Annotated in this window: 26 protein-coding genes and 1 riboswitch; of the genes, 9 read left to right on the top strand and 17 right to left on the bottom strand. The window is 40.3% G+C overall.

Annotation, left to right across the window (positions count from 1 at the left end):
• Positions 1–175: 175 nt before the first annotated feature.
• The 7 genes from B0184_RS07260 to B0184_RS07290 all read right to left on the bottom strand — a co-directional run bounded on the left by B0184_RS07260 (position 176) and on the right by B0184_RS07290 (position 6,648).
• The gene (locus tag B0184_RS07260; protein ID WP_005709846.1) at positions 176–835 is read right to left on the bottom strand and encodes a HEPN domain-containing protein; all 660 of its coding nucleotides are present in this window, start codon (positions 833–835) and stop codon (positions 176–178) included.
• 105 nt (positions 836–940) lie between these two features.
• Positions 941–1,222, bottom strand: a complete 282-nt coding sequence (locus B0184_RS07265) for a YkgJ family cysteine cluster protein (protein WP_005709928.1) — start codon at positions 1,220–1,222, stop codon at positions 941–943.
• Positions 1,216–2,739 (bottom strand): GTPase, encoded by a 1,524-nt coding sequence (locus B0184_RS07270; protein WP_005710034.1) that lies wholly within the window; start codon positions 2,737–2,739, stop codon positions 1,216–1,218. The genes B0184_RS07265 and B0184_RS07270 overlap by 7 nt, the downstream gene beginning before the upstream one ends.
• A 9-nt stretch (positions 2,740–2,748) precedes the next feature.
• Positions 2,749–4,464: a dynamin family protein gene (locus B0184_RS07275; RefSeq protein WP_005709891.1), complete on the bottom strand. Its 1,716-nt coding sequence runs from the start codon at positions 4,462–4,464 to the stop codon at positions 2,749–2,751.
• Positions 4,465–4,472: 8 nt separating this feature from the next.
• Entirely contained in the window at positions 4,473–4,898 is a 426-nt protein-coding gene (locus B0184_RS07280) for a hypothetical protein (RefSeq protein ID WP_005709969.1), read from the bottom strand.
• Positions 4,899–4,915: 17 nt separating this feature from the next.
• Positions 4,916–5,725: a GTPase gene (locus B0184_RS07285; RefSeq protein ID WP_005710044.1), complete on the bottom strand. Its 810-nt coding sequence runs from the start codon at positions 5,723–5,725 to the stop codon at positions 4,916–4,918.
• Between the two features lie 32 nt (positions 5,726–5,757).
• The gene (locus B0184_RS07290) at positions 5,758–6,648 is read right to left on the bottom strand and encodes a WYL domain-containing protein (RefSeq protein ID WP_005709915.1); all 891 of its coding nucleotides are present in this window, start codon (positions 6,646–6,648) and stop codon (positions 5,758–5,760) included.
• A 346-nt stretch (positions 6,649–6,994) separates the two neighbouring features.
• Between B0184_RS07290 and B0184_RS07295 the strand changes: the two genes are divergently transcribed.
• Positions 6,995–7,648 carry an NAD(P)H-dependent oxidoreductase gene (locus tag B0184_RS07295; protein ID WP_005709987.1) on the top strand — a complete coding sequence of 218 codons (654 nt, stop codon included), beginning with the start codon at positions 6,995–6,997 and terminating at the stop codon, positions 7,646–7,648.
• Positions 7,649–7,691: 43 nt separating this feature from the next.
• On the opposite strand, the gene rlmM is transcribed toward B0184_RS07295, so the two are convergent.
• Together rlmM and B0184_RS07305 are read right to left on the bottom strand one after the other, a co-directional pair.
• Positions 7,692–8,780, bottom strand: coding sequence for a 23S rRNA (cytidine(2498)-2'-O)-methyltransferase RlmM (gene rlmM, locus B0184_RS07300; RefSeq protein ID WP_005709872.1), 1,089 nt, complete (start codon positions 8,778–8,780; stop codon positions 7,692–7,694).
• The gene (locus tag B0184_RS07305) at positions 8,780–9,178 is read right to left on the bottom strand and encodes a DUF423 domain-containing protein (protein ID WP_005710064.1); all 399 of its coding nucleotides are present in this window, start codon (positions 9,176–9,178) and stop codon (positions 8,780–8,782) included. Before B0184_RS07305 ends, rlmM begins: the two co-directional genes overlap by 1 nt.
• Before the next feature lie 153 nt (positions 9,179–9,331).
• A riboswitch (molybdenum cofactor riboswitch) is annotated at positions 9,332–9,478 on the top strand.
• Here B0184_RS07305 and moaA point away from each other — a divergent pair.
• The 4 genes from moaA (at position 9,471) to moaE (ending at position 11,764) form a co-directional block, all read left to right on the top strand.
• A complete protein-coding gene (gene moaA / locus B0184_RS07310; RefSeq protein ID WP_005709861.1) occupies positions 9,471–10,508 on the top strand; it encodes a GTP 3',8-cyclase MoaA in 1,038 nt (345 codons plus the stop codon). It overlaps the preceding riboswitch by 8 nt.
• Before the next feature lie 67 nt (positions 10,509–10,575).
• A complete protein-coding gene (moaC, locus tag B0184_RS07315) occupies positions 10,576–11,052 on the top strand; it encodes a cyclic pyranopterin monophosphate synthase MoaC (RefSeq protein WP_005710040.1) in 477 nt (158 codons plus the stop codon).
• Positions 11,053–11,061: 9 nt separating this feature from the next.
• Positions 11,062–11,307, top strand: coding sequence for a molybdopterin synthase sulfur carrier subunit (moaD, locus tag B0184_RS07320; RefSeq protein WP_005709901.1), 246 nt, complete (start codon positions 11,062–11,064; stop codon positions 11,305–11,307).
• 1 nt (position 11,308) lies between these two features.
• The gene (moaE, locus tag B0184_RS07325) at positions 11,309–11,764 is read left to right on the top strand and encodes a molybdopterin synthase catalytic subunit MoaE (RefSeq protein WP_005709952.1); all 456 of its coding nucleotides are present in this window, start codon (positions 11,309–11,311) and stop codon (positions 11,762–11,764) included.
• A gap of 170 nt (positions 11,765–11,934) precedes the next feature.
• Here the strand turns inward: moaE and B0184_RS07330 are convergent, their stop codons facing one another.
• Entirely contained in the window at positions 11,935–12,756 is an 822-nt protein-coding gene (locus tag B0184_RS07330) for a PHP domain-containing protein (RefSeq protein ID WP_005709886.1), read from the bottom strand.
• Positions 12,756–13,346, bottom strand: a complete 591-nt coding sequence (locus B0184_RS07335) for a DNA glycosylase (RefSeq protein ID WP_186334913.1) — start codon at positions 13,344–13,346, stop codon at positions 12,756–12,758. The genes B0184_RS07330 and B0184_RS07335 overlap by 1 nt, the downstream gene beginning before the upstream one ends.
• A gap of 117 nt (positions 13,347–13,463) precedes the next feature.
• On the opposite strand from B0184_RS07335, the gene B0184_RS10445 reads away from it, so the two are divergent.
• Positions 13,464–13,790: a hypothetical protein gene (locus tag B0184_RS10445; RefSeq protein ID WP_143413728.1), complete on the top strand. Its 327-nt coding sequence runs from the start codon at positions 13,464–13,466 to the stop codon at positions 13,788–13,790.
• Here B0184_RS10445 and pmbA read toward each other — a convergent pair.
• Positions 13,697–15,046 carry a metalloprotease PmbA gene (gene pmbA, locus B0184_RS07340; protein WP_005710060.1) on the bottom strand — a complete coding sequence of 450 codons (1,350 nt, stop codon included), beginning with the start codon at positions 15,044–15,046 and terminating at the stop codon, positions 13,697–13,699. The genes B0184_RS10445 and pmbA overlap by 94 nt on opposite strands.
• A gap of 99 nt (positions 15,047–15,145) precedes the next feature.
• On the opposite strand from pmbA, the gene yjgA reads away from it, so the two are divergent.
• Both yjgA and B0184_RS07350 read left to right on the top strand, forming a co-directional pair.
• A complete protein-coding gene (gene yjgA / locus B0184_RS07345) occupies positions 15,146–15,676 on the top strand; it encodes a ribosome biogenesis factor YjgA (RefSeq protein ID WP_005709848.1) in 531 nt (176 codons plus the stop codon).
• On the top strand, positions 15,676–16,050 hold the full coding sequence (locus B0184_RS07350) for a SirB2 family protein (RefSeq protein ID WP_005709956.1): 375 nt from the start codon (positions 15,676–15,678) through the stop codon (positions 16,048–16,050). The genes yjgA and B0184_RS07350 overlap by 1 nt, the downstream gene beginning before the upstream one ends.
• A gap of 41 nt (positions 16,051–16,091) precedes the next feature.
• Here B0184_RS07350 and sbcB read toward each other — a convergent pair whose 3' ends face one another.
• Together sbcB and B0184_RS07360 are read right to left on the bottom strand one after the other, a co-directional pair.
• Positions 16,092–17,636 carry an exodeoxyribonuclease I gene (gene sbcB, locus B0184_RS07355; protein WP_005710062.1) on the bottom strand — a complete coding sequence of 515 codons (1,545 nt, stop codon included), beginning with the start codon at positions 17,634–17,636 and terminating at the stop codon, positions 16,092–16,094.
• A gap of 243 nt (positions 17,637–17,879) precedes the next feature.
• The gene (locus B0184_RS07360; RefSeq protein ID WP_005709899.1) at positions 17,880–19,262 is read right to left on the bottom strand and encodes a chloride channel protein; all 1,383 of its coding nucleotides are present in this window, start codon (positions 19,260–19,262) and stop codon (positions 17,880–17,882) included.
• A 193-nt stretch (positions 19,263–19,455) separates the two neighbouring features.
• On the opposite strand from B0184_RS07360, the gene asnS reads away from it, so the two are divergent.
• Positions 19,456–20,859, top strand: a complete 1,404-nt coding sequence (gene asnS / locus B0184_RS07365) for an asparagine--tRNA ligase (RefSeq protein WP_005709892.1) — start codon at positions 19,456–19,458, stop codon at positions 20,857–20,859.
• Positions 20,860–21,009: 150 nt separating this feature from the next.
• Here asnS and tsf read toward each other — a convergent pair whose 3' ends face one another.
• The 3 genes from tsf to B0184_RS07380 all read right to left on the bottom strand — a co-directional run bounded on the left by tsf (position 21,010) and on the right by B0184_RS07380 (position 24,722).
• On the bottom strand, positions 21,010–21,861 hold the full coding sequence (gene tsf / locus B0184_RS07370; RefSeq protein WP_005710032.1) for a translation elongation factor Ts: 852 nt from the start codon (positions 21,859–21,861) through the stop codon (positions 21,010–21,012).
• 105 nt (positions 21,862–21,966) lie between these two features.
• Entirely contained in the window at positions 21,967–22,683 is a 717-nt protein-coding gene (gene rpsB / locus B0184_RS07375; protein WP_005706354.1) for a 30S ribosomal protein S2, read from the bottom strand.
• Between the two features lie 260 nt (positions 22,684–22,943).
• Positions 22,944–24,722 (bottom strand): ABC transporter ATP-binding protein/permease, encoded by a 1,779-nt coding sequence (locus B0184_RS07380; RefSeq protein WP_005709954.1) that lies wholly within the window; start codon positions 24,720–24,722, stop codon positions 22,944–22,946.
• Between the last annotated feature and the right edge of the window lie 101 nt (positions 24,723–24,823).

A 24,823-nucleotide genomic window follows, 5' to 3' on the forward strand; every position in this document is an offset into this window, starting at 1 on the left:
AGAGATAATAATACTTTGCAGGCGGAATGTAAACGTGAAGATAAGTTCAAGAAAAAAATTTTCCTTTTAAATCAAGGGGTCTTTGCTTTTAAGCGAACCTTCAAGCGGCCAACTTTTTAACAAAATTTGTAAATGCTAAAAGTCGATAGAGTTAAATACTCTACCGACTTTATTGTTATTGTTGAACATAAGGATAATACGGCTTACCCCAAGTAGGCTCATCATCATTACGCAGCATAATTTTCACCATTGCAGGCACAAATAAGGAAAGCAATGCACAGGCATCTTCCAATTGCTTGCGGTTCGCACTGCTATCATAAGTTGAACCTCCATGGATAAGCTGATTTCTGAGCGTATATAAATGCCCAAAGACAACTTCTAACACCTCTGCTGTTTCTTGCTCTTCAAATGCAAAATTCGCTTTTTTCTTTGCAGCTGCAAACATTGTTTTCCACTCTTTGCCTGCTAGCAAGCTATTATGTGCATCCCAAAATGGCTGGAATGTGTAAGGCGTATCCAACAATGTTCTCACTGCACCGGGGAATTCATCCCAAATAATCCCATAAAGCAAACGTTCGGTATCCAATTCGCAAAGGCGTGTAATAAACTGATGGAACACTTTACGCTCAACCTCTTCTTTGTTTAACTCATCAGCATACGCTGCATTAAAGGCAATCCAAAGTGCGATAAATTTGAAATCCAAATTCTCTTCTTCACTGGCTTTCTTCAACCAGCTCAACGTGCGGTGCATTTTTAAGCGAAAGTTATCATTAAAATCAGCACGATTTTCTTTATAATAAGCGGTCAGATTTTCAAGTTGTTCTGCAAGTAACATAATAGGCTCCGATCTAGTCAAAATTGGGCTATTATGGTATAGATTGGCAAGTTTGTAAATTTTAAAAGAAAACCGACCGCTTGGGTCGGTTTTGGGGGCATGATTTTATAGCTTTTGGCAGATTTCTAAATTAAGTTTAACAAATTCTTCCCATTCATAGATTTCTTTTAAATAGGTTTGATAATACTGCTCTACTCGACAAACAAGCGGTCGATTTTCGTAGATTAAACATAATTTAGTGTTCTCATCAAAATGGTAACAAGTGCCATCTCCGCGATCTAAAAATTTTGTTTGCTCACTTTTATCTACGTTTTGACAGCATTTGCCGCAGGCTGTGCAGGGGAAAGGCGAAAGTATTTTCTCACATTTTGAGATTTCTGCTACCATTGAATTGCCAACATTGCTGTTTGACTTTGTGTAACAGTTTTAAATGCTTCATCTAAAGCATTATTTTCTGATTTCAACGCATTTAACTGATGTTGTACTTTGGCAATTTGCTGATCAAAGAATGGATTAATTGCCTCTCCTACTGATTGATAAGCGTCATTAATAAAATCAGTAGTAATATTTTCAACAGACTGATTTAATTCAAGTATTGCTCTGCGTTGTTGAGCATTTCTTTCTTCCTCTTCTTTTTGTGATGAGTAAATGTCCCAAATAGCAGAAGCAACTTGCAATACTACAGCCGCCTTTCCAGCCCAATTACCTAAAGTTTTTTCCCAGCGTCCTTTCAATGGTGGAATTTTTAACTTACGACCGATGAGCAATCCTTCTTTAAGCATATTTTTATCGGTCAATAAATTTTTTCCCATATCTTTCATTTTATCTGCAAGTGCATGGCTAGGTACTAAATCACTAGTAGGTACAGAATAATTAGCGTTAAAGTTAAAATTAAAATCTGGTAATTCCTTTTGCATTGCTTGCTCAATTGCTGAGCTCATTCGTTGGAAAATATGGCTCATTTCAGATCGTACCTGAGATTCACTACTACAACTTTGCAATATCCCAGATATTGTTTCTCTATTTGATGTAGCTTGTACACGAATAGCATCTGAAACACGATTAAAAATGATATTTTTACGTTCGTTTAATTCGTTTTTTCGCTCGATTAACTCTCTAGATTTTTCCTGATCTTGAGCTGATTTCAAGTTAGTGAGCTTTTCAATAAGAGGAGAATACCAACGCTCATTAACAAAATTCTTAAATCCATTAAAACGTTGACGTTCACTATTTTGTTGTACTGTCCAAGCATTAAAACGCTCAATAAATTCGATATAACCTGAATGTGCTAATAACGGCTCCTTATTAAGCTCTCTTCCTTTTAAGGCGGTTCGCAAATTCATTGGTAAAATTTCAACTTCACCTAATTTATCTAGATTAATTTGATGATTTGGAGCAAATTTTGCTAAAAGATCACGAATATGCTGAGTGGCTTGATATTTATCTTCTGCATTACTTAACTGATTATTTAATACAATAAAGATTTTTTTATCTTTACGTAATAAATCAAATAAACGCTCGTAAACATCTTTTGAATCCATATCACCATCGCGAATAACAAAAAGAATAACGGAACAACGAGTAAGTTGCTTAAGGGTAACATCTTCGTGTTGAATTGGAGCATTTACGCCTGGAGTGTCTAGTAGTACATAATCACCCCACGGATAACGATCCACTTTATCGGTTTTAGGAATATCTGCAACAGGGGCAACTTCTTTACCAGAAAGCACATTAACTAATGTACTTTTACCGGCATTATATGCCCCATAAAGCATAATATTTAACACGCTGTTATCCATTTCTTTCTGAATTTCGCTTAACGAGGCTGAGGAAAATTGATATGAATTTGCTATTTGTTTAGTTTGCGTTACCAACTCAAATACTTGTGAATATTGATTCGACATATAAATTCCTTATCTTTGAAATTCTTTAATAAGTTTATTTACTTCGCTTTCTAAGCCGTTACAGGTTTCTTGAAGCGGTCGAATTTGAGCGATGATATGATCAAGTTGACGATCAACTGTTTGCTTGATGCTACTTGAAATCTGTGCTTTTAGGCTCTTCTCCATTTGCTCGGTATCAACTCCCACAACCTCTGTAACGGTTTCTATATCGAGCATTGCGGAACCAGCAGCACCACCAAGTAGACCACCAATCAATCCTCCGGCAAGACCACCAATCGCTGTTCCAACACCTGGTAAAATCGCCGTTCCAAGAGCCGCACCAGCTGCCCCGCCAGCTACTCCGCCAGCTTGAGCAAGTGATTTTTTACCAGCACCACGTTCTTGCTGATAGGAGATCTTACGATCTTCAAAATCTTTAATGTTAGAACTATCAAGCTGTACAGAAAATTGACTTAATGAAGAAACAAAACCGTCTAAACACTTAGCAATTTCTTGACCAAGTGCCTGTGAAATAAGGCTATTTATATCTTGTACAATCGCATTCTTATTCCGTGATTTTCTGTGTTTATTCACAATTTCATAAGTATGTTTATGTGCATTACTTTCTACAAGATCGGTAATCCTTTTTCGATCTTTTTCTAACTTGCTAAGTACGTTAGCTGTCTGAGTAGAAATTGATGAGATCTGTGTTTTAATTTCACCATGTAAAAATGAAAGTACGTTCTCATTGATAAAGTTTTTGATTTGTTTATCAGCTTTTCTACCTTTATAGCCCGTAGCTTTTGTTACCAATTTTGCCATTTCGTTAAATAAACGAGCTAAACCTGCTTTATTTAAATCTTGGTGTGATTTAAAAGTATAAACTGAAATAGAAATAGGCTTTCTCGTCTCTTTTATCGCACCTTCACTTTTCTGCTTTTGTTCAAGACGTCCATACACATCCTCTTCTTGTAACTTGCGATTATCAGGTGTTTTATCTTTAACAACAGCAATAATATCCTGAGCAACTTCATCCCAATCTTCCTCTGTTTCATCAGATCGAGTAATTATAGGTAATAATGGCTTACCTTTTTCAAGTTCATACTTAAGCTCATCTAACTCTTGAACTTGCCCTGGAGAGCTTGAAGGTGTAAGCCATAACACAGCATCGGCACTATCCACAAATTGCTTAGTTAAATTTCCGTTTTTTTCCTCGGTGGAATGTAATCCTGGAGAATCTAACAATACAAAGTATTTGCCCAATTCTACACCTTGAATTTGAGCTGTAGTTTCAGTAAAGCCTTCAACAAAATCGCCCTCAATAGTTACTATCTTATTATCTTTTAATGCAAAGCGGCGAATATCATCATTAGGGAAAAGAGAGCGATATAAGTCTACGACTTGATTACTAAAAGAACTTTTTCCTGCATTGACTTTACCAAATACTAAGAAAATAATCTTATCTTCAAAGGTTTTAGATAAATTTTGCATTGGTGAAGCCGCTACAATTTTTTTATCCCATTCGGTAAATTTAACTTTTAAACTATTTGTCAATTCGGCAATTAATGCTGTTAACTGATGTTCATTTGTTAATGCTTTATTATCGAAATGACTTGAATTGCTTAATAAATTTTTGATGTACTCAACCTTTTGCTTCAATTCACCTTCTTTTTGGTGATTTTTATCCATTGTATTTGCAAAGAGGTTAAGCTCATCAAAAAATTGTTTTAATGAGCTTTGTTGCATACAGCCCCCTATAATTCTGATTGAAGTTGACGTAATCTATAAACATTCTTGGTAAGATTTTCTATTTTTTGATGATCTTGCTTTTTATCCCAAATCTCTAAAATTTGTCTTTTAGCATCATCTACACCAATGTTCTTGATTATAGAAATAATTCTAGAGTCCAAATCATTAACCCCATATTCATTACATAAACTATTCAAACGATTAAGAATATCCTCTTCTTTTGCTTTTTGAGCGGCTTCTTGACGTTGTCTTTCTATTTCTCTAGCACGTCTAGCTTCTGTCTCGCGTTTTTCAGCTTGTTCTTTTTCTAATCGAGCTCTCTCTTTCTCTCTGCGTCGACGCTCCTCTTCTTCACTATCATCACTAATTGATGTTGCGATAGCTGTTACAGCTGCTACAACTCCAATACCAATAATCCAAGGTAATGCCATAATTTAATTCCTCTCTGTTAGATTGATTTTAAAATTTGATCAAGTTGATGTGAAAATGCTTGGCGTTTTGCTTTTCTCTCATTTTTTATTGATGAGATCTCGCTATTTATTTCTGAAATACGATTATTTAATAAAACATCTAATTCAGTTTTAAGTTTATTTATTTCGGTTTCTCGTTGTTTCTGTACCGTTTTTTTTAAACCCAAAATCTTTTGATTTAATTCAGGTATTCCACTTCGCTCCATTAATTGGGGCTGTTTTTTCTCTATGCCTGTCAGATAACGTTTCGCAGATACCAAAATTGGTTCAAATAGAGGTAATTGCTCTCTAATACGCTTAACAGCCTGCTCTTGCTGTTCTGTATTTGTTTCATCGATTTGGGTAAGTACCAATAATTTATTATCATTTTTAGAAGTATTTAATAGACGTTTAATGTGTGCAACTTCATCCTTATCTAACTCACCTGCTTTCAATGTATGAATAATTAACACAATATCCGCAGAAACAAAGGCCCCTTTATTTGCTTCGAAATCATCTTTTCCGTGAACATCAGCATCTAAACCTGGTGTATCAAGCCACGCTAAATTATTCTTTTGATCTAAGAATACTTTATTAACTTGTGTTTCTCGTTTATCAGATACTTTAAAATAATTATTTTGATTGATTAAAGCATTGAGCAATGTGCTCTTGCCGTGGTTATATTTACCAAAGACCGCAACACAAGGTTTATCACTTGTCGATATCAAGTGAATATACCGCTCAATTTTTTCCCGATAATTTGGGAATTGATTAATGAATACTTGAGTTTCTTTCTTGCTAAAAGCCATTTTTATTTTCCTTATTAAAGAGTAGATAAAATTTATTTAAATTTAGTTATATATTGCTGCAAACTAACAATTATCTTTTCTTGTAACTCTGCAGGACTCACAATCGTCAAATGGGGTATCCAATACTGAACCACTGGCACAATATCCAGCTCGTTTACGTTCTTGCAAGAAAGTAATAATTCACCGTTTTCGAGTTTTCGAACCAGATCTTGATTTGGCAATAGATTTCGACGTGTAAAATACAGTGCCGCAAAACTTGATACTTTAATCACAACTTCGCTAAGCTGATTGCCGTGCGAAATGCTATCATTAGTTTTAATCTCTTCGATAAATTGTTGGTTTGGTTCGAAAGTTTCATTTAACGTTTTGAGCATTCGCATTTGTGTGAAACAGAAGGTCTTTTTCTTGCCTTCATCTGTACCGATGAGATACCACACGCCGTTTTTATTAATCAGGCTGTAAGGTGCAATTTTGTAAAACTTTCCTTCTTTTTGACCGCTTTTAGTGTAGTTAAAATCGATCATTTTATGGTCGTCAATCGCTTTTTTCAGCAAGTCGAACTCTTTTTTAAGTTGGCTAATATCTTCATATTGCACACCTTTCACTTGCACGCTTTCAGTAAGCTTTTCTTGGTAAAACTCGCGGTCAATTTTGGGGAAAAGGTCAGAAATGCTAGCGAAAAGGGCAAAACGTTCAATGTCTTGCTGATTTAATAAACCTGACTTCGTGCGGTTAATTTTGTAATACCGCGGCCCTTTTTCTTCCCAATCGAGGAAATCAAGGCGTTCATTAAAATCGCGTTGTAATGTGCGTAGCGACATTCCGAATTTTTCTGCCATTTTTTGTAAATCGACCCGTTCGCCTTCATTCAAAATAAATAGAATTTCGACAAACCGTTGCTTTGAGCTTATACTGTTTTTCATTAGATTCTCCTATTTGATGAGGCGAATTATAAGAGTGCAGAACGACAAAGTTTGTCGTGTTGGAATTTATTTGAAAACTTTGGCAAGAAAAAAGTCATAAAATTGATATATTGGCAATACGTCAATTTTATGGTTTTTATTTGGAAAGCAAAAAATAAAGGACTACAATATTGATTGGTTGATTGAGTAGCATTATATCTTCCGAGGTTTAGATGCAACTGAATAAAGTCTATCGAATTTATGATACAACCTCAATAGACAAGCGGTTAAAATTCGGAAATTTTTTGCAAATCAACAATATGCGTGTATGATACGCCTACGCTTTGATAATAAAGGAATTGATACGATGAACAAACAACAAGTTTTAGATGCTTTTCATTTTCGTGCAGCGTGCCGTGCTTACGATCCTACACGCAAAATTAGCCGTGAAGACATGGATTATATTTTAGAGCTTGGGCGCCTTTCGCCAAGTTCGGTAGGTTCTGAACCATGGAAATTTTTGGTACTACAAAATGAGACAATTCGAGAGAAAATCGCACCTGTTTCATGGGGCATTAAGCATACAATGAATGAAATGAGCCATTTAGTCGTGATTTTGGCGAAGAAAAAAGCCCGTTTTGATAGCGAGTTTTTCCGCGCTTCACTTGAAAAACGAGGCTTAACGCCTGAGCAGATGAATGCGACCATTGCTCGTTATAAAACGTTTCAAACTGATGATATTCAAGTGTTAGAAAGCGAACGTACTTTGTTTGATTGGTGTAGCAAACAGACCTATATTGCGTTGGGCAATATGATGACAGGAGCCGCGCTGATTGGTATCGATTCCTGCCCAATTGAAGGATTTAGTTACCCTGACGTGAATCGTATTCTAGCTGAAGAAGGCTTGTTCGATCCGAATGAATGGGGCGTTTCTTGTATGGTTACTTTTGGTTATCGCGCCAAAGAGATTAAGAAGAAATATCGCAAGCCTACTGAAGAAGTGATTGAATGGGTTGAGTAAAACAAAGGTGGGATCTCCCACCTTATTTTTTACATATAGACAACTAATTCTTGTTTCCTAAAATTGTTACGTGCACCGTAATCTCCTCACGGTCGTGATAAAGATGCTTCGCCTGAATCTTAAACCAGAACCCTTGTTTAGTGAGCTCTTCTTCCAAGTAATTCAAGCAAAGTTGTACTTCTTGATAACGTTTTTTCATCGGCAATTTGAGGTTAAAAATCGTCTCACGACACCAACCACTAATAAGCCATTTCGCCATCAACTTGCTAATACGAATCGGCTGCTCCACCATATCGCACACCAGCCAATCGATTTGCTTGCGTTTTGGTGGTTGGAACTTAAAGCCATCTTCCGCACAATGCTCAATCCGCCCTGTATCGTGCAGGCTTGCCGCCATTTTACCGTGATCGACTGCATAAACAAACAAGCCTCGCTTGACAAGCTGATACGTCCAACCACCTGGGCAAGCACCTAAATCGACACCCGTCATCTCTTCAGTAAAACGCTTTTTCTCTTCTGCTTGTGGCACAAAAGTTAAAATCGCCTCTTCTAATTTCAACGTGGAACGGCTTGGTGCATCAGCTGGGAATTTCAAACGCGGAATACCCATGAAAAACGGTGAACGGTTATTATTATAGGCATAGCCCACATAACAACAACCCGAACGCACAAACAGGATATGCAAGCTCATGCTACCCTTTGCCTGTTCCGATTTTCCTAACCAGCCTTGTTTTTTGAGCTGATTACGCAGCGGCACAGTAAATTTTCGGCAGAAGGTGAGAAGCTCTTTCGCTTCGTTTGTGTCTGGCGTTTCCACGAAAATATCGCTACTGTTGCGAGGGTTTAACGCCTGATATTGCTCAAGAATGGGGGAAATGCGGTCATTCTCGGGTAAGTTTTGCAACAAATTACCCACGACAATCATTTGGCGAGCGAAAATGAGTTGATTGAATTTTAGTTCACGTGCTAACCTATCAGCATCGCCTGCTTGATAGCATTCGAAGATCACATAACCACTATTCTCTTTCAAATTGGCGAAACCAAACACGCCTAATTCCGCCGCTTTTTCGGTAATTTCGCCCGCCACCTCTTTTTCAAAGCCAGCACGGCAATATAACGCAAGCTTGTTCATTATTTTCGAGTTCTCACGCTAATGTAAAAAAGAGCCGCCCAACCGATCATAAAGAAAATACCACCAATTGGGGTTGACCACGCAAAAACTTTTACGCCAGTAAATGCAAGGCTGTAAAGGCTACCACTGAAAAGCAAAATGCCTAAAATCCAACTTCCGCCAATGATATTAAAGGCTTTCGCTCGACAAGCGGGTGGATTTTGCACGTGATTTGCAATTTGGAATAAGCCTAATGCTAACAAAGCAAGAGTGTGGAAAATTTGATATTGGATGCCTGTTTGAATCCAAGCGAGTGCTTGGGGTTCAAGCACATTTTGTAAGCCGTGGGCAGCAAATGCACCCAGTGCGATACAGAAAAAGCCACTAAAGGCACTAAAAGCTAAGAATTTGTTTTTCATAAAGTTCTCGTTAAGTTTTGTTAAGCAAACAGACGCCCGTATTATAAAACGCTTTTTCTTTACGAATCTACCTTTTGCAGAAAACTTTTCCAAATCTACCGCTTGCTGGCTATTGCGTTATTTCTCAACTCCATTACAATATGGGCAATTTTTATTTTTTATTGACTCCGAGCTTGCTTGCCTAAGTTCTATACCTAATATTGGATATGGCAAACTCGCCAGTAGCAAGAAATTGCTCAATGGTTCGCGAAGAAATGAACGAGCCACTCGTGTTTAGAAAGGTGTCTTTTTTATGCAAAGTCCGATTATTCCTATTAAAAATGTAGGTAATGACGGCGAAAATGTGATTTCTGGCTTAGTTGATCGCTTCCAGCGTCAATATACCTATCTGCGACTTTCGATTACGGATGTTTGCAATTTTCGTTGTACCTACTGCTTGCCTGATGGCTATCAGCCCCCTGCTCATAAGCAAACGTTTTTAACGCTACCCGAAATTCAGCGGATTGCGAATGCTTTTGCTTCACTTGGCGCAGAGAAAATCCGCATTACAGGCGGCGAACCAACCTTACGCAAAGATTTCCTCGAAATTGCCCATACTATCGCCCAAACACAAGGCATCCGTAAAGTAGCACTAACCACTAACGGCTACCGTATGGAAAAGGATGTTTCCTTTTGGCGAGAAGCGGGCATAACCGACATTAATGTGAGCGTAGATAGCCTCGATCCGCGTCAATTCCAACTGATTACCGGCGAAAAAAAGTTGCAATCAATCTTAACAGGGATCAATAAAGCCTTTGCCGTAGGCTACAAAAAAGTCAAAGTGAACGCGGTGCTGATGAAGCAATATACCTTGCCTGAGTTGGACAAATTCCTTGCTTGGATCAAATATCAACCTATTCAAATGCGATTTATCGAGTTGATGGAAACGGGCGAAATGGATGATTTCTTCAAAACACAACATCTTTCGGGGCAATCTATTCTGCAACGTCTGTTGCAAGAAGGCTGGACATTACAACCGAAATCACTTTCTGATGGGCCTGCGAAAGTTTTATCGCATCCAGATTATTTAGGCGAAATCGGCTTGATTATGCCTTATGAAAAATCGTTTTGTGCCAGCTGTAACCGCCTACGCATCTCTGCGACAGGAAAATTGCATCTCTGTCTATTTGGTGAAGAGGGCGTAGATATTCGCGATTTATTGCAATCTGATGAGCAACAATTGCAGCTTGAAATGCGTTTAAAATCTGCCTTGCAAGGTAAGCGAGAACATCACTACTTGCACATTGGCGATAGTGGTATTCGCAATAATTTAGCCTCGATTGGCGGTTGATTCCCTTGTAGGGACGTATTACTACGCCCTTACGACAGCTATATTATTTTTAAATAAAATTCTTACTATGACACAATTTACTCATATCAATCAAAACGGCGAAGCCAATATGGTTGATGTTTCAATGAAACAAGAAACCGTACGCGAAGCCCGTGCCGAAGCGTTCATTCGAATGAACCCTGAAACATTACAGATGATTATCTCTGGCAACCACCATAAAGGCGATGTTTTTGCCACGGCTCGTATTGCAGGCATTCAAGCAGCAAAACGCACTTGGGATTTAATTCCGCTCTGCCATCCATTGATGCTTTCAAAGGTAGAAATTCAGCTTGAAGCGTTGCCAGAAACCAACCAAGTTCGCATTGAATCGCTCTGCAAACTCACAGGCAAAACAGGCGTAGAAATGGAAGCCTTAACTGCAGCAAGCGTGGCGGCGCTGACTATTTACGATATGTGTAAAGCGGTGCAAAAAGATATGGTGATTGAGCAAGTTCGCCTGCTCAGTAAAAGCGGTGGCAAATCAGGCGATTTTGTCGCGAAATAGGAGAAACAGATGATTACCGTACTTTTTTTCGCCCAAACTCGTGAACTGGTAGGCGTAGATAAATTAGAAGTAGACGCACAATTTGAGACCGCAGAAGCGTTACGACATCACTTAGCCGAACAAGGCGGCAAATGGGCGTTAGCCTTAAAAGCAGGCAAATTATTGGTTGCAATCAACCAAAGCATTGCCCCACTTTCTGCAAGTATTAAAGATGGCGATGAAGTGGCATTCTTCCCACCTGTGACTGGAGGCTAAAATGAACAGTACACTCGTAAAAGTACAAACTGAACCTTTCGATCAGAACGAAGTTTACCATTGGCTAAGCGAACATCATTCAGTGGGAGCAACTACCATTTTTGTCGGAAAAGTGCGAGAAATGAATTTAGGCGATGATGTGTCAGGCTTATATCTGGAACACTACCCTGCAATGACCGAAAAATCCTTGCACGAAATTGTCGAAGAAGCGCGTAGCCGTTGGGAATTACAACGAATTGCAGTAATTCATCGTATCGGACAACTTTATACAGGCGATGAAATTGTGCTTGTGGGTGTGAGTTCCGCCCATCGTGGCAATGCTTACGCGGCCAACGAATTTATTATGGACTACCTCAAAACCAAAGCCCCATTCTGGAAGCGTGAAACTACCAATCACGGCGAACGCTGGATTGAAGGGCGTGATAGCGACCAACAAGCGGCTGTAAAGTGGCTGTAATTTGCAAATAATGTATATGGTAAGAAACATATCTTAAGAAAAGATACACCTCATTATCGTTTAATTGGCTTCCCCTTCTATACCAAAGATCGATCTGATTTTGCTCATCATTTTCAAAATGTGATGAGCTAACGCATAAAGATAAAGGCAGATTATGATGATCTGCCTTTTTATCTAAAACACCCCCAAATCGGCTTGCATTCTTGCGGGAGTGTTAATCCTCTTCCTAACTCAATCCAACCTGTTGGATAATGAAAGTCTGAGCCACCAGAGGCATACAAATCAAACTCTTTCGCCCAGCGGGTAATCAATTGGCGTTGGTCTGGTGTTTGTCCACAGCCTGCGACCTCAATACCATCGCCGCCTGCTTGTTTGAAATCTTCAATCAAACGACGCACCCAACGCCCCGTCATTTTATAGCGAAGTGGGTGCGCAATCGAAATCACACCGCCTGCTTGGTGTACGACATCAATTGCCTCTTGCATCTCGCACCACATCGGCTTTACATAAGCGGGTTTGCCTTGCCCCAAATATTTTTTGAAGGCGTGTTCGATATTGCGCACATATTCTTGCTCAAGCAAAAAACGCCCATAATGTGCACGCGTCACTTCACCGCTGGCTAATTTTTTAGCCCCTTCATAGGCATCTGGAATGCCCGCCTTTGCAAGTTTTTCGCCAATTTCGACCGCTCGTTGCTCGCGCAATACCGCCTGATTATCCAATAACGCTACTAATGCAGAATGTGTTTCATCCACATTCAGTGCGGCAAGATGAATGCTCTTCTCTTGCCAAACAATCGAAACTTCCACACCGCTGATAAAACGAATCGGCTGATTTTGAGCTGCAAGCTTAGCTTCAGCAATACCTGCTACGGTATCGTGGTCGGTTAAAGCCAGCATTTCTACACCTTGCTCAACGGCTCGATTGACCAATTCGGTGGGCGTTAATAAGCCATCTGAAGCGGTGCTGTGTGAGTGTAAATCGTATTTCATTAAATCAGTCCCACCATTTTGAAAAAGGTTTGATAAGCCTCCACTTTTTTCTCAAATTTGAGCGGATAAGCCCGAGAAGTGGACGGCAAGCGGTATAATTTGAGTGGACGATTTGCAGAATAAGGGTAATCAATCCACTCATTCGTTTTCGGTGGTTTTACTTTTTCTGGCAATAAACCGAGCAAGGTTTCCGTCGCTAATCCGCCTGTGGTAAAAAGCCATTCCACTTTAGGCAAATCAATCAGAAGCTCGGCCATATCAACAGGCTCAACAATTTTCAAATCTTTATCTGCCGCATTACCCCGCAACCGAATTGCCGTTTTCGCCGAAGAACAAAGTGCAATCCCCTTCTCTCGCAAAAATGCCTCAATTCGCACGGGGTCGAACCGCTTTTCATCACCTACGCGAAAATGATCTTTATCGCCATAAAACACCTCGCCCATAATTCGCCACATATCATTTTGAAAATTTGGATAATGAAATTCCATACAACGTTTCTCATCGGTAGGCGGAAACGTGCCCATCATCACTACTTTTGCTTGTGACGGCAAGATTGGGTTAAAAGGATGGTGTTCTAAAGGTTGGTTGATTTCGGGTTGCATAAAAATTGTGTCATCATAAAAAAATGGCTCGATCCTAGCGAGGAAGGATAGATTTGTCTAGTAAATTCCAAGTAAAATATCCCTATTTATCCCAACCAACACAACATGATGACTCAAACCCTACTTACCCAAGAGCAACTCGCCCATCTGCAACAACAAGCGGACGAATTTTCCAAAACATTTGCAAATGCCCAATATGAAATGGGCGAAGCGCAGAAATTTATCAACGCACTCTGTATGGTTTACGGCGTGAACTGGCTGCACTCGGTCGATTTTGAACGCTGCGTCAAAAAAGCCAATTTGCATTACACCAAAAGAATTTTCATTCGCCCATTGTATTACTCACCTGAAATCTTCATTTTCTCAATCAAAATCGAGCCTGTTTGGATGTTGGAGCGATGCTCTACATCATCTGCCACGGCAATAATTTGATTGAACATCTCTTGCAACTGCCCTGCAACGGTGATTTCTGCCACGGGGTATTGAATTTCTCCCTTCTCTACCCAAAAACCTGCCGCGCCACGCGAATATTCGCCAGTAACGGGGTTAATTGCCGAGCCTAAAAATTCGGTTAAAAGCAAGCCCGTATCCATCTCTTTTAAAAGCGTATCCAAGCCACCTGTGCGGTTTGGTTTAACAAGCCAGTTGTGAATGCCGCCCGCGTGCCCTGTGCTTTTAAAGCCCATTTTGCGGGCTGAATAGCTGGTCATTAAATAGGTTTGCAACACACCATCTCTAATAATTTCGCGGTTTTGCGTTCTTACCCCTTCGCTGTCGAATGCGGTTGAAGCAAGCTGACGCAATAAATGAGGACGCTCAGAAATTTCGAACCAATCAGGTAATACTTGTTTGCCTAAGTGATCGAGTAAGAAACTCGATTTGCGATATAACGCCCCACCACTGATTGCTCCCGCCAAATGCCCGATTAAGCCGGTCGCAACATCGTTGTAATAAACCACAGGCACTTCGCACGTTTTGATCTTTTGCGGATTAAGGCGATCAACCGCTTTAAATGCCGCTTGCTGCCCCACCCATTGTGGCGCTTGTAACTTATCAAACTCACGTGAAATGGTGTATTCATAATCACGCTCAAGCTGTTCGTCGTGGGCGGCAATCACGCTACAAGAAAGCGAATAACGGCTGGAGAGGTTGCTTTGCAACATTCCGTGCGTATTGCCATACATGCGAACGCCGCTGTGTGAATTGAAAGTTGCGCCTTCGCTATTGACGATTTGTTCATCCGCATTAAGTGCGGCATTTTCCGCTTCAATCGCTAAGGCTAGTGCTTGGTCTACCGATAAATCTGCTTGGTGATAGAGCTCTAAATCAGGTGCATCAAACGCCATCAATTCTTTATCTGCCAAGCCTGCACACTCATCTTCTGAAGTGTATTTTGCAATCGCTAATGCGGATTCGACCGCTCGTTGAATAGATTGGGGTTGTAAATCTGAAGTCGAAGCATTGCCCTTGCGTTTGCCTAAATAGACCGAAATGCCAAGCGAACCATCGTTGTTAAATTCGATATTTTCAACCTGTTCCAAACGGCTAGAAACAGAAAGCCCTGCCACTTTGGTGACACCGACTTCGGCTTCTGCCCCTGCTTTTTTCGCAAAATTTAAGGCAAATTCGACCGCTTGACGGAGTTCTTGTTCTTGGGTTTGTAATTCTTGTTTGGTGATAAAAGACATAGTTTTACCTTGTATGAATGGAATGGCGTATATTCTACCTGAAAACTCTGATAAAATAACGCCATTTTAACTGCCCGAACGGGCGATAATGGAGATGTAATGGCTAAAAAACGTCATAATGAAATCGACTGGACGGATGAAGAAGAGGAAATCATCTGGGTCAGCAAAAGTGAAATTAAACGCGATTCAGAGCAATTGAAAAAATTAGGTGCGGAATTGATTGAACTCACCCCGCAAAATTTAGAAAAAATCCCACTTGATGAAGATTTAAAAGACGCTGTTCGCCAAGCGCAAAGTTTTAGGCTGGAAGCACGCCGCCGCCAAATTCAGTTTATCGGCAAACTTTTACGCAACCGCGATCCTGAGCCAATCCAAGAAGCGTTGGATAAAGTTAAAAATCGCCACAATCAACAGCAGGCGTTATTACACAAACTAGAACTTGTGCGTGACCAACTTATTGCGATGGGCGACAGCTCGTTAAATCATTTAATGGATGAATACCCTCATTTGGATCGCCAACATTTACGCAACCTGATCCGCTCAGCGCAAAAAGAGAAAGAGGCGAATAAACCGCCCAAAGCGTATCGTGATATTTTCCAATACTTAAAAACTGAAATTGCGGAGGCATAATGCTCGACATCTTACCAAAACTTGTTCACAGCCACGCTGGCTTTGCTTATTTAAGCCTAATTTTGCTTTTAACGCGTGGGGCGTTAAGCGCAAGACAAATCGACTGGCGACAATATAAAATCTTAAAAATCGCCCCACATATTATCGACACGTTGTTGTTGTTAAGTGGTGCAACGGTGGTTTATGCCTACACTTCTGAAGGCGTTTACACCTTCTCTGAATTAAGTTGGCTGCTTGGCAAATTCTTATTTGTCCTGCTTTATATCATTTTTGCAGCAAAAGCCTTTAAGAAAGGTCAGCCATATTCCATCAAATTCTACTTGCTTTCTGTTGTGAGTTTTATGATCGCGATGTTTATTGCGGTGCATCATTAAAAGAAAGGGCGTGAAATCAAATTCACGCCCTTGCTATTTTGCTACTTAATCAACGCCTTAAGCTGCTTTAACTTCTCTTCTTTACTCATTGCCTGTTCAGCAACTTTATTTAAATCATCCACCAAATGCGGTTGGATTGTTTCTCTCTGTGCATAAACAGGTTTCGCTTCTGAAATTTCTTCAGCATAAGCCATCAGTTGCTCAAGCAATTGCAATTTTTCAGGATCATCGTGGTAAGTTTGCGAAAGCGTTTCGATCGATTGGGCGAACTGCTCCACTTTGACATCAATCTGCTGATTGCAATATTTCTGCCATTTAACTTGCTCTGCTCGGGTTAAGGTTTCAGGATAATGGCGAGCACGATAATGGAATAACAATTGTTCCACACGCGGATCGGCAAATTTCAAACCGTGATGTGCTAACTCTTCAGGCTTAAGTGTACGTAAAATTGCCATATTATTTTTATCTGCTGGCGAGAAAAAACCATCATAAAGTGTGATTTCCACATTCTCACTTGGTGCAAAAGTGCGTTCATCGCTAAAAATTTCGCTCACTTTTTGGCGTAATAAACTTTTATGCTGTTTTAATGCTTTTAAATTTTGCAAACAAAGTTCACGATCGATGCCTAAACGTTCGGCATTTTCAGGTAAAAGTACTTTTGCAGGAGCTAAAATCGGGCATTTGTTGATATGCACTAATTTCAACGGTACAGGCAATTCGCGTTCGGCTAAATTTTCACGCTTAGTATAAAGGCGAGTTTTGAGGGCTTCGGCATCATCATTCAGTAAGCCTTGAATATCGCCCGATAAATCACACACAATGACGGCATTTTTATTAGTTGGATGCCACTCAATCGGCACAACCCACGCGGTATTGCCACGATAATTGCCAAGCATACCAGAAACGTGTACAAGCGGTGTCATTTCACCTGTATCTATCAAACTTTCCACTTCTTTTTTGCCACGATGTTCAAAGAAATAATCAAACAATTTTGGCTGTTTCTCTTTGAGCAATTTCGTCATTGCGATGGTTGCATACACATCCGCCATCGCATCGTGGGCATTTTCGTGCTCAATCCCATTCGCTTTGGTAAGATTTTCCAATTTGAAATTAGGAATGCCTTCTTCATCTGTTACCCAATTGATTCCATCTGGGCGTAACGCATAACAAGCACGTACCACATCTAACAAATCCCAACGCGAATTGCCGTTTTTATAGCTGTATTCATAAGGATCAAAAAAATTGCGAAAGAAGGTATAACGCGTCATTTCATCATCATAACGGATATTGTTATACCCGATTACGCAAGTACTAGGTTTGCTAAATTCAGCGTGAATTTTTGCCGAAAATTCAGGCTCAGATAAACCTTCAGCATTGCATTGTTGAGGCAAAATCCCCGTTACCATTACCGCTTCAGGGGCAGGCAGATAATCAGGTGTTTGTTTACAATAGAACATCACAGGTTCTCCAATGATGTTGAAATCGCTATCGGTGCGAATACCTGCAAATTGGGCGGGACGATCCGAGGCAGGATTAACGCCAAAACTCTCGTAATCGTAGAAAAAGAAGGTTTGGTTTTTGTTCATAGAATGTAACTTGCTTAAAATAATTGGCATTATTGTAACATATTGAAATCACGATGAAATACGCAAAAAAAAGCCCGTAATCAAAAATTGAAAACGGGCGGAGGTCTTATTAAGAAAATGAAAAAAACTTTGCTGATAATTTCAATCAGTTAGCGATTTATCTGACTAAGTCATTTTTATAAAGTTCACTCTTTTTTCAAAAAATGTAAAAATTTTTTAAATACGGCATACTTAGTTGTTTCATCAACAATATTTTTGTTCTTTTGCCTCTTCTTGCACGCGTTGACGAAAACGTCCTGCGGCAAAGTGATAGAACGGTTTCGGGCAGAAATAACGAGAGACCATTGAAGCGATGAGGCTACCAACCAATACCCAAAACAATACGGGCTGACTTCCTGTCATTTCCATCACAACGACACTGGCGGTAATTGGGGATTGCGTTCCGCCTGCAAGAAAAGCTGCCATACAGAGCAACACCAGCAAACGCTGATCGACTATCCCGCCTGTTAACATCGCAATTTCTGCCCCGATACCTGCACCAACGGTCAATGATGGCGTGAAAATCCCGCCAGCAATGCCTGTCCAGTAAGTGGTTACCGTTGCAAAAAGTTTGGCAATTCCGACCGCATGTGGTTCGATAGTTTCGCCACTTAATGCTCTGCTCACGACTTCATAGCCTGTGCCATAGGTTTGCCCGTTGGTGTAACTGCCAAGCCCTGCCAATACCAAGCCTAAAATTAACGCCATATAAATAGGATGACGACGAACCCAGCCGCGAATTTTCGCAGGTGAAACGCCTGCTACACCTTTTGCCAACAAGCGGGCAAATAATCCCCCTAAAATGCCACAAATTACACCGCACAATGCAACCCATAAAATCATTTTAGGCACGGTTGTCGCCCCTTGATATTGTGGAAAATAGGGATTATTTCCTTCAATCGCCACCAAAATAAAACCCGACGCCAGCACGCCAAGTACAACACGTCTACCCCAGCGGAGCACCATTCCTCGACCTAATTCTTCAATCGCAAAAATCACACCTGCAAGCGGTGCATTAAATGCCGCTGCCAAACCACCACCCGCGCCCGCAGCCATCAGCTCGTTTGCCGTTAAACCTTTGAATGCGTAGCCGTGCTTATGGCAAAAATTCCCCCAAGCCAGCATTACTGCAGCGCCCACTTGTACTGAAGGGCCTTCACGCCCCACCGATGCCCCAATTAACATTGCCAGAAAAGTGAGCGGAATTTTCCAAATCGTCTGCCCCAAAGTCACTAATCGACTTTTAAGTGAACCGTGCGGCAGGCTCATTGAGGCAATCACTTGCGGAATACCGCTGCCCGATACATAAGGTGTATATTTTGCGGTAAACCACGTCAGTAACGCCATTCCAAGCGGTAAAACAAACCAAGCCGCCAGCGGATATTTTGCTGTCCAAACGCTATTCCAATGCAAACCAAGTTCGGCTAATTTGGCAAAACCTAATGCCGAAAGTGAAACAAAACTCGCCCCGATAAGCAGGCAAGCAAACTCAATACTTTTGCGTGAAATACGGTTCGTCTGACGAAGTTTTTTATGCAATCTCCGACGAAATTTTGTGATAAAGGATTTTAGATGCTGGGTCATCATATTCGTGACTACCATAATGAGAAGAATTTAGGCTTTAGCATAAAACGAATAGCGAAATTTTCTATCTGATTCGATCAAATTTCTAGCATTTTTGTAAGAAAATGTAAAAAATCCCCCATTCATTGCGGAATTTCTTGTAAAATAGGCAACGATTTCTTATTAAAAATTGATCAAAATAATTTTGAGGTATTCAATGTCTAAATTTCCATCAATTTCAGAAATTCTTTCAGGCAAAGTTGCCGTAGGAGAAGAAGTTTCTGTACGCGGTTGGGTGCGTACCCGTCGCGATTCAAAAGCAGGTTTATCATTCTTAGCCGTATATGACGGCTCTTGTTTCGATCCAATCCAAGCGATCATCAATAACGATTTACCAAATTATCAAGATGAAGTGTTACGCTTAACTGCAGGTTGTTCTGTGATTGTGACAGGTAAAATTGTGGAATCTCCAGCTGAAGGGCAAGCAGTTGAATTACAAGCAACCAATGTTGAAGTGGTTGGTTGGGTTGAAGATCCAGATACTTACCCAATGGCAGCAAAACGCCACTCTATCGAATACTTACGTGAAGTGGCTCATCTTCGCCCACGCACAAACTTAATCGGTGCAGTGGCACGTGTTCGTCACTGCTTAGCACAAGCGATTCACCGTTTCTTCCACGAACAAGGTTTCTACTGGGTGGCAACTCCGTTAATTACGGCATCTGATACAGAAGGTGCGGGCGAAATGTTCCGCGTTTCTACCCTTGATTTAGAAAACTTACCACGCACAGAAGAAGGCAAAGTAGATTTTAGCCAAGATTTCTTCGGTAAAGAATCTTTCTTAACTGTATCAGGTCAATTAAACGGCGAAACTTATGCATGTGCATTGAGTAAAGTTTATACATTTGGCCCAACTTTCCGTGCAGAAAATTCAAACACAACTCGCCACTTAGCAGAATTTTGGATGGTTGAGCCTGAATTTGCGTTCGCCACCTTAGCAGATAACGCAAAATTAGCGGAAGATATGTTGAAATATGTGTTTAAAGCCGTATTAACAGAACGTCCTGACGATATGGCATTCTTCGCAAAACATATCGACAAAGATGTGATTACTCGTCTTGAAAACTTCATCGCTTCACCATTTGCACAAGTAGATTATACCGATGCGATTGAGATCTTATTAAAATCAGGCAAAGAGTTTGAATTCCCAGTTTCTTGGGGTATCGACCTCTCTTCTGAACACGAACGTTTCTTGGCGGAAGAATATTTCAAGTCGCCAGTAGTGGTGAAAAACTATCCAAAAGACATCAAAGCATTCTATATGCGTTTAAATGATGATGGCAAAACTGTGGCAGCCATGGACGTATTAGCTCCTGGAATCGGTGAAATCATCGGTGGTTCACAACGTGAAGAGCGTTTAGACGTGTTAGATAAACGTATGGTTGAAATGGGCTTAAATCCTGAAGACTACTGGTGGTATCGTGATCTTCGCAAATACGGCACCGTACCACACTCTGGCTTCGGTTTAGGTTTCGAGCGTTTAATTGTGTACGTAACAGGCTTACAAAACATTCGTGAAGTGATTCCATTCCCTCGTGCACCGCGTAATGCGAACTTCTAATTGTTTGACTTCATTCAAGCGGTAAAAATTTAGGCGAACTTTGTAATTTCCAAAGTTCGTCTTTTTTACGTACTAGCCATAGAGGAGCCTTAATACCATGAAAAAAAGCAGGCATAAAGCCTGCTTTTTTAGTTCTCATAAGAGAAAGAATTAAGCGTTACCGCCAGTGATTTTCGCCACTTCAGCTGCGAAATCTTCTTCTTTTTTCTCGATACCTTCACCTACTTCTAAACGGATGAAGTTAGTTACCTTAGTATTCACTGATTTTAAATAGTCGCCTACAGTTTGTGAAGGATCCATTACGAATGCTTGACCAGTTAATGAAACTTCACCAGTGAATTTCTTCATACGGCCTTCAACCATTTTCTCAGCAATTTCTTTTGGTTTACCTGAGTTGATTGCGATGTCAATTTGGATTTGACGTTCGTGTTCAACCACATCTGCTGAAACATCTTCTGGGTTTACAAATTCAGGTTTAGAAGCTGCAACGTGCATTGCTACTTTACGTAATTCTTCTTCAGAGCCTTCACCAGCCACTAATACACCGATTTTCGCACCGTGTAAGTATTGAGCAATTACTTGACCATCTAAGTATTGAACACGACGGATAGTCATGTTTTCACCAATTTTAGCTACTAATGCAACACGTTGTTCTTCGAACTTCGCTGCTAATTCTTCGATTGAGATACCTTTGTTTGCTACTGCGTAGTCTGCAACTTCGTTCGCTAAACCTACGAAACCTGCATCTTTTGCTACGAAGTCAGTTTGGCAGTTCATTTCAACTAAAACACCGAAACCGTTAGCAACGCGTGCTAAGATAACGCCTTCAGCTGCAGTGTTACCTGCTTTTTTAGCTGCTTTAGCTTGACCAGATTTACGCATGTTGTCGATCGCTAATTCAATATCACCGTTCGCTTCAACTAACGCTTTTTTACATTCCATCATACCTGCACCAGTACGTTCACGAAGTTCTTTTACTAATGATGCTGTGATCTCAGCCATTTTACTATTCCTCAGAAATGAATTTTAGATAAGAGAAAGCAGGGATTACTTTTCAGCCCCTGCTCTCAGATGATTTAAGGGCTATGCCTTATTTCAAAATAACGATTATTCTGCGTCTGCTGCTAATTCAGCTTCAACGTTTGAACCTTTGCCTTCTTTGATTGCAGCTACTGCTGAATCTAAGTAAAGTTGGATCGCACGAGTTGCGTCATCGTTACCTGGGATGATGTAGTTTACGCCATCTGGTGTAGAGTTAGTATCAACGATAGCAAATACAGGGATACCTAAGTTGTTTGCTTCTTTAATAGCGATGTGTTCATGGTCAGCACCGATTACGAAAATCGCATCTGGTAAGCCGTTCATGTTTTTGATACCGCCTAAGCTTAACTCTAATTTTTCTAACTCACGAGTACGCATTAACGCTTCTTTTTTAGTGATTTTGTCAAAAGTACCGTCTTGAGTTTGAGCTTCTAAATCTTTTAAACGTTTGATTGATTGACGTACTGTTTTCCAGTTAGTCAACATACCACCTAACCAACGGTGGTTTACGTAGAATTGTTGGCAATCTACTGCTGCGGCTTTAACTGCTTCAGACGCTGCACGTTTTGTACCTACGAATAATACTTTACCGTTGTTGCTTGCAATGCGAGTTAATTCTGCTAATGCTTCGTTGAATAATGGTAATGTTTTTTCAAGGTTTACGATATGAACACCATTACGAGCACCGAAAATGAATGGTTTCATTTTTGGATTCCAGTAACGAGTTTGGTGACCGTAGTGAACGCCTGCGTTAAGCATATCGCGCATAGAAACTTGTGCCATAAGAATTTTCCTTTAAAGTTGTTTGCCTTGCCACTTATGAAAGACAAGACGGGGTTTAGCCTCCATCTATCCTAGAAAACCGACCACAAAGTAGCACCCCAATTTCCAGTTTGATGATAGATGTGTGTTTTAGTGTTAAAAATAAAATCCGTTTTCCATCTAAAAATAGACAAAAAACGGGGAGTATTATGTCAAAAAAAACGGCGAAAATCTAGCATAATTTGCAAGCGGTCGAAAAAATTTAACCGCTTGCAGATAAATTAGCTATACGCACATTCAAAGCGTGGTTTACCTAAGGTTATCTGCTTATTATGGAACTGCTGAAGCGTGCAACGATGCCCCACGCTGATAATAATACTCTCTGGCAACCAATGTTTAATAGTGAGATATAACATTTCCTCCGTTGGTTCATCTAATGCTGATGTCGTTTCATCTAAGAAAATCAATTGTGGTTTTGCCAACACGATACGAACAAAAGCAACACGTTGTAACTCCCCTGGTGAGAGCGTAGCTTGCCAATCCATATCCACATCTAATGCATTAGTATATTTATCCAATGAACAGACTTCCATTGCCTGACGAATTTCAAAATCAGTGACCTTCAAATTTGGATAACAAATTGCCTCACGCAATGTTCCCTCTGGCATATAAGGGCGTTGCGGTAAAAACAGCGGCTTATCTAAACAAGCCTGCTCTGCCACACCAAAAGTCTCAAATGGATAAATTCCCGCTAAGGCTTTTAACAATGTGGTTTTTCCTGCACCAGAAGCCCCTTGAATTAACAACGCATCGCCTGCCTGCAGTTCAATATTGATATTTGAAAGCAAAATTTGACCGCTTGCATCCTTGATTCCAAAGTCACGTAAGTAAAACCCTTTTGTACAAGGATAAGTTGGCTGGCTCGGAAGGCTATCCAAATGATCAAGTGTGGTAAAGAAACCGTAAAGGCGGTTCAATCTTGCCTGATACAGCGTAAATTCTTCATAAAACAAACGGAAGAACGACAAGGCGCGCATCAAACGGTTAAACGATTGAACGGTTTGATGCATATCGCCAAGTGTTGCCTGCCCAGCGAAGAAGCGAGGTGCTTGCAACATAAGCGGTAAAATCATCGCTGTTTGGGTTACGCCCGTGTTAAAGCCGTCTAACCCTAACATTCTTCGTACAATCTCCCAGCGATTTTGAATGATAAAGTTGAACTGCTCGTGCAAATGGCTTCGCTCTTTTTCTTCGCCCGAATAAAAAGCGATACTTTCCGCATTTTCACGCACGCGAATAAGCGAATAACGGTAATCCCCTTGCAACTTCTCTTTATTAAAATTCAAACGAATCAGTGGACGACCGATCCAAACTGAAAAAGCGGTTGCAACAAGAATAAAAATATAGATAAAAAAGACAACACCTTTTGAAATTTCCAAGCCAAACAGCATCAATACCCCTGACAATCCCCATAAAATAATGGTAAATTCAATGGTCGCAACAATCGCATTGAGAACGCCTTTTACCGCTGAAACCGTACCAGAAATAAAGGCTGAAGTATCTTGTTCGATACGTTGGTCGATATTATCGGGCAGATCTTTCTGGTAACGAAGGAGATAGTAATTTTTATGATCGAGCCAACGATTAAGCATTTCGGCATTCAATTTTTCAAGCCATTTAATTTCAAAGGCTTGCGTGATCAGATAGTTCACGATGGAATGGGTAATTTTAACCAATACAAGTAAAGCATTAATGCCTGCAAAAAACCAGAACGCATCGACCGCTTTATCTTGTAAAGATTTATATAAGCCGTTGTAGAAATAGGTATTTAGCACGCTAATCCGCACTTCTAACAGTACAAAAAGTAAGAGCAAAATAATCAGCCCTAACGTTTTCCCTTTATGACTTGCCACCCAAGCAGGCTGTGCTACTCGCCAAAATTGCTTGCCAAATTTTGTTTTACGCAAAAAAGAGAGTGCGATGGATAATCCTACTAAAAGGAAAACCAACGCACTCATTAACCAAGAAAAACTGTTATTTAATTCTGTTTGCCAATTCATTCTACTTCCTAAATAAAAGAACGGAATTGCGAATAATTCACAATTCCGAGCAGCTTATTTTAGAGAGTAAAAATTTATTGTCAATTATTCGGCAAAAGAAA

It is taken from the genome of Haemophilus paraphrohaemolyticus (assembly GCF_002015045.1).
In the GTDB taxonomy this organism is placed as follows: Bacteria; Pseudomonadota; Gammaproteobacteria; order Enterobacterales; family Pasteurellaceae; genus Haemophilus_A; species Haemophilus_A paraphrohaemolyticus.

Coding starts and splice junctions, on each gene's coding strand:
- B0184_RS07260 (WP_005709846.1), bottom strand. CDS start 835: ATGTTACTTGCAGAACAACTTGAAAATCTGACCGCTTATTATAAAGAA.
- B0184_RS07265 (WP_005709928.1), bottom strand. CDS start 1,222: ATGGTAGCAGAAATCTCAAAATGTGAGAAAATACTTTCGCCTTTCCCC.
- B0184_RS07270 (WP_005710034.1), bottom strand. CDS start 2,739: ATGTCGAATCAATATTCACAAGTATTTGAGTTGGTAACGCAAACTAAA.
- B0184_RS07275 (WP_005709891.1), bottom strand. CDS start 4,464: ATGCAACAAAGCTCATTAAAACAATTTTTTGATGAGCTTAACCTCTTT.
- B0184_RS07280 (WP_005709969.1), bottom strand. CDS start 4,898: ATGGCATTACCTTGGATTATTGGTATTGGAGTTGTAGCAGCTGTAACA.
- B0184_RS07285 (WP_005710044.1), bottom strand. CDS start 5,725: ATGGCTTTTAGCAAGAAAGAAACTCAAGTATTCATTAATCAATTCCCA.
- B0184_RS07290 (WP_005709915.1), bottom strand. CDS start 6,648: ATGAAAAACAGTATAAGCTCAAAGCAACGGTTTGTCGAAATTCTATTT.
- B0184_RS07295 (WP_005709987.1), top strand. CDS start 6,995: ATGAACAAACAACAAGTTTTAGATGCTTTTCATTTTCGTGCAGCGTGC.
- rlmM (WP_005709872.1), bottom strand. CDS start 8,780: ATGAACAAGCTTGCGTTATATTGCCGTGCTGGCTTTGAAAAAGAGGTG.
- B0184_RS07305 (WP_005710064.1), bottom strand. CDS start 9,178: ATGAAAAACAAATTCTTAGCTTTTAGTGCCTTTAGTGGCTTTTTCTGT.
- moaA (WP_005709861.1), top strand. CDS start 9,471: ATGCAAAGTCCGATTATTCCTATTAAAAATGTAGGTAATGACGGCGAA.
- moaC (WP_005710040.1), top strand. CDS start 10,576: ATGACACAATTTACTCATATCAATCAAAACGGCGAAGCCAATATGGTT.
- moaD (WP_005709901.1), top strand. CDS start 11,062: ATGATTACCGTACTTTTTTTCGCCCAAACTCGTGAACTGGTAGGCGTA.
- moaE (WP_005709952.1), top strand. CDS start 11,309: ATGAACAGTACACTCGTAAAAGTACAAACTGAACCTTTCGATCAGAAC.
- B0184_RS07330 (WP_005709886.1), bottom strand. CDS start 12,756: ATGAAATACGATTTACACTCACACAGCACCGCTTCAGATGGCTTATTA.
- B0184_RS10445 (WP_143413728.1), top strand. CDS start 13,464: ATGATGACTCAAACCCTACTTACCCAAGAGCAACTCGCCCATCTGCAA.
- pmbA (WP_005710060.1), bottom strand. CDS start 15,046: ATGTCTTTTATCACCAAACAAGAATTACAAACCCAAGAACAAGAACTC.
- yjgA (WP_005709848.1), top strand. CDS start 15,146: ATGGCTAAAAAACGTCATAATGAAATCGACTGGACGGATGAAGAAGAG.
- B0184_RS07350 (WP_005709956.1), top strand. CDS start 15,676: ATGCTCGACATCTTACCAAAACTTGTTCACAGCCACGCTGGCTTTGCT.
- sbcB (WP_005710062.1), bottom strand. CDS start 17,636: ATGAACAAAAACCAAACCTTCTTTTTCTACGATTACGAGAGTTTTGGC.
- B0184_RS07360 (WP_005709899.1), bottom strand. CDS start 19,262: ATGATGACCCAGCATCTAAAATCCTTTATCACAAAATTTCGTCGGAGA.
- asnS (WP_005709892.1), top strand. CDS start 19,456: ATGTCTAAATTTCCATCAATTTCAGAAATTCTTTCAGGCAAAGTTGCC.
- tsf (WP_005710032.1), bottom strand. CDS start 21,861: ATGGCTGAGATCACAGCATCATTAGTAAAAGAACTTCGTGAACGTACT.
- rpsB (WP_005706354.1), bottom strand. CDS start 22,683: ATGGCACAAGTTTCTATGCGCGATATGCTTAACGCAGGCGTTCACTAC.
- B0184_RS07380 (WP_005709954.1), bottom strand. CDS start 24,722: ATGAATTGGCAAACAGAATTAAATAACAGTTTTTCTTGGTTAATGAGT.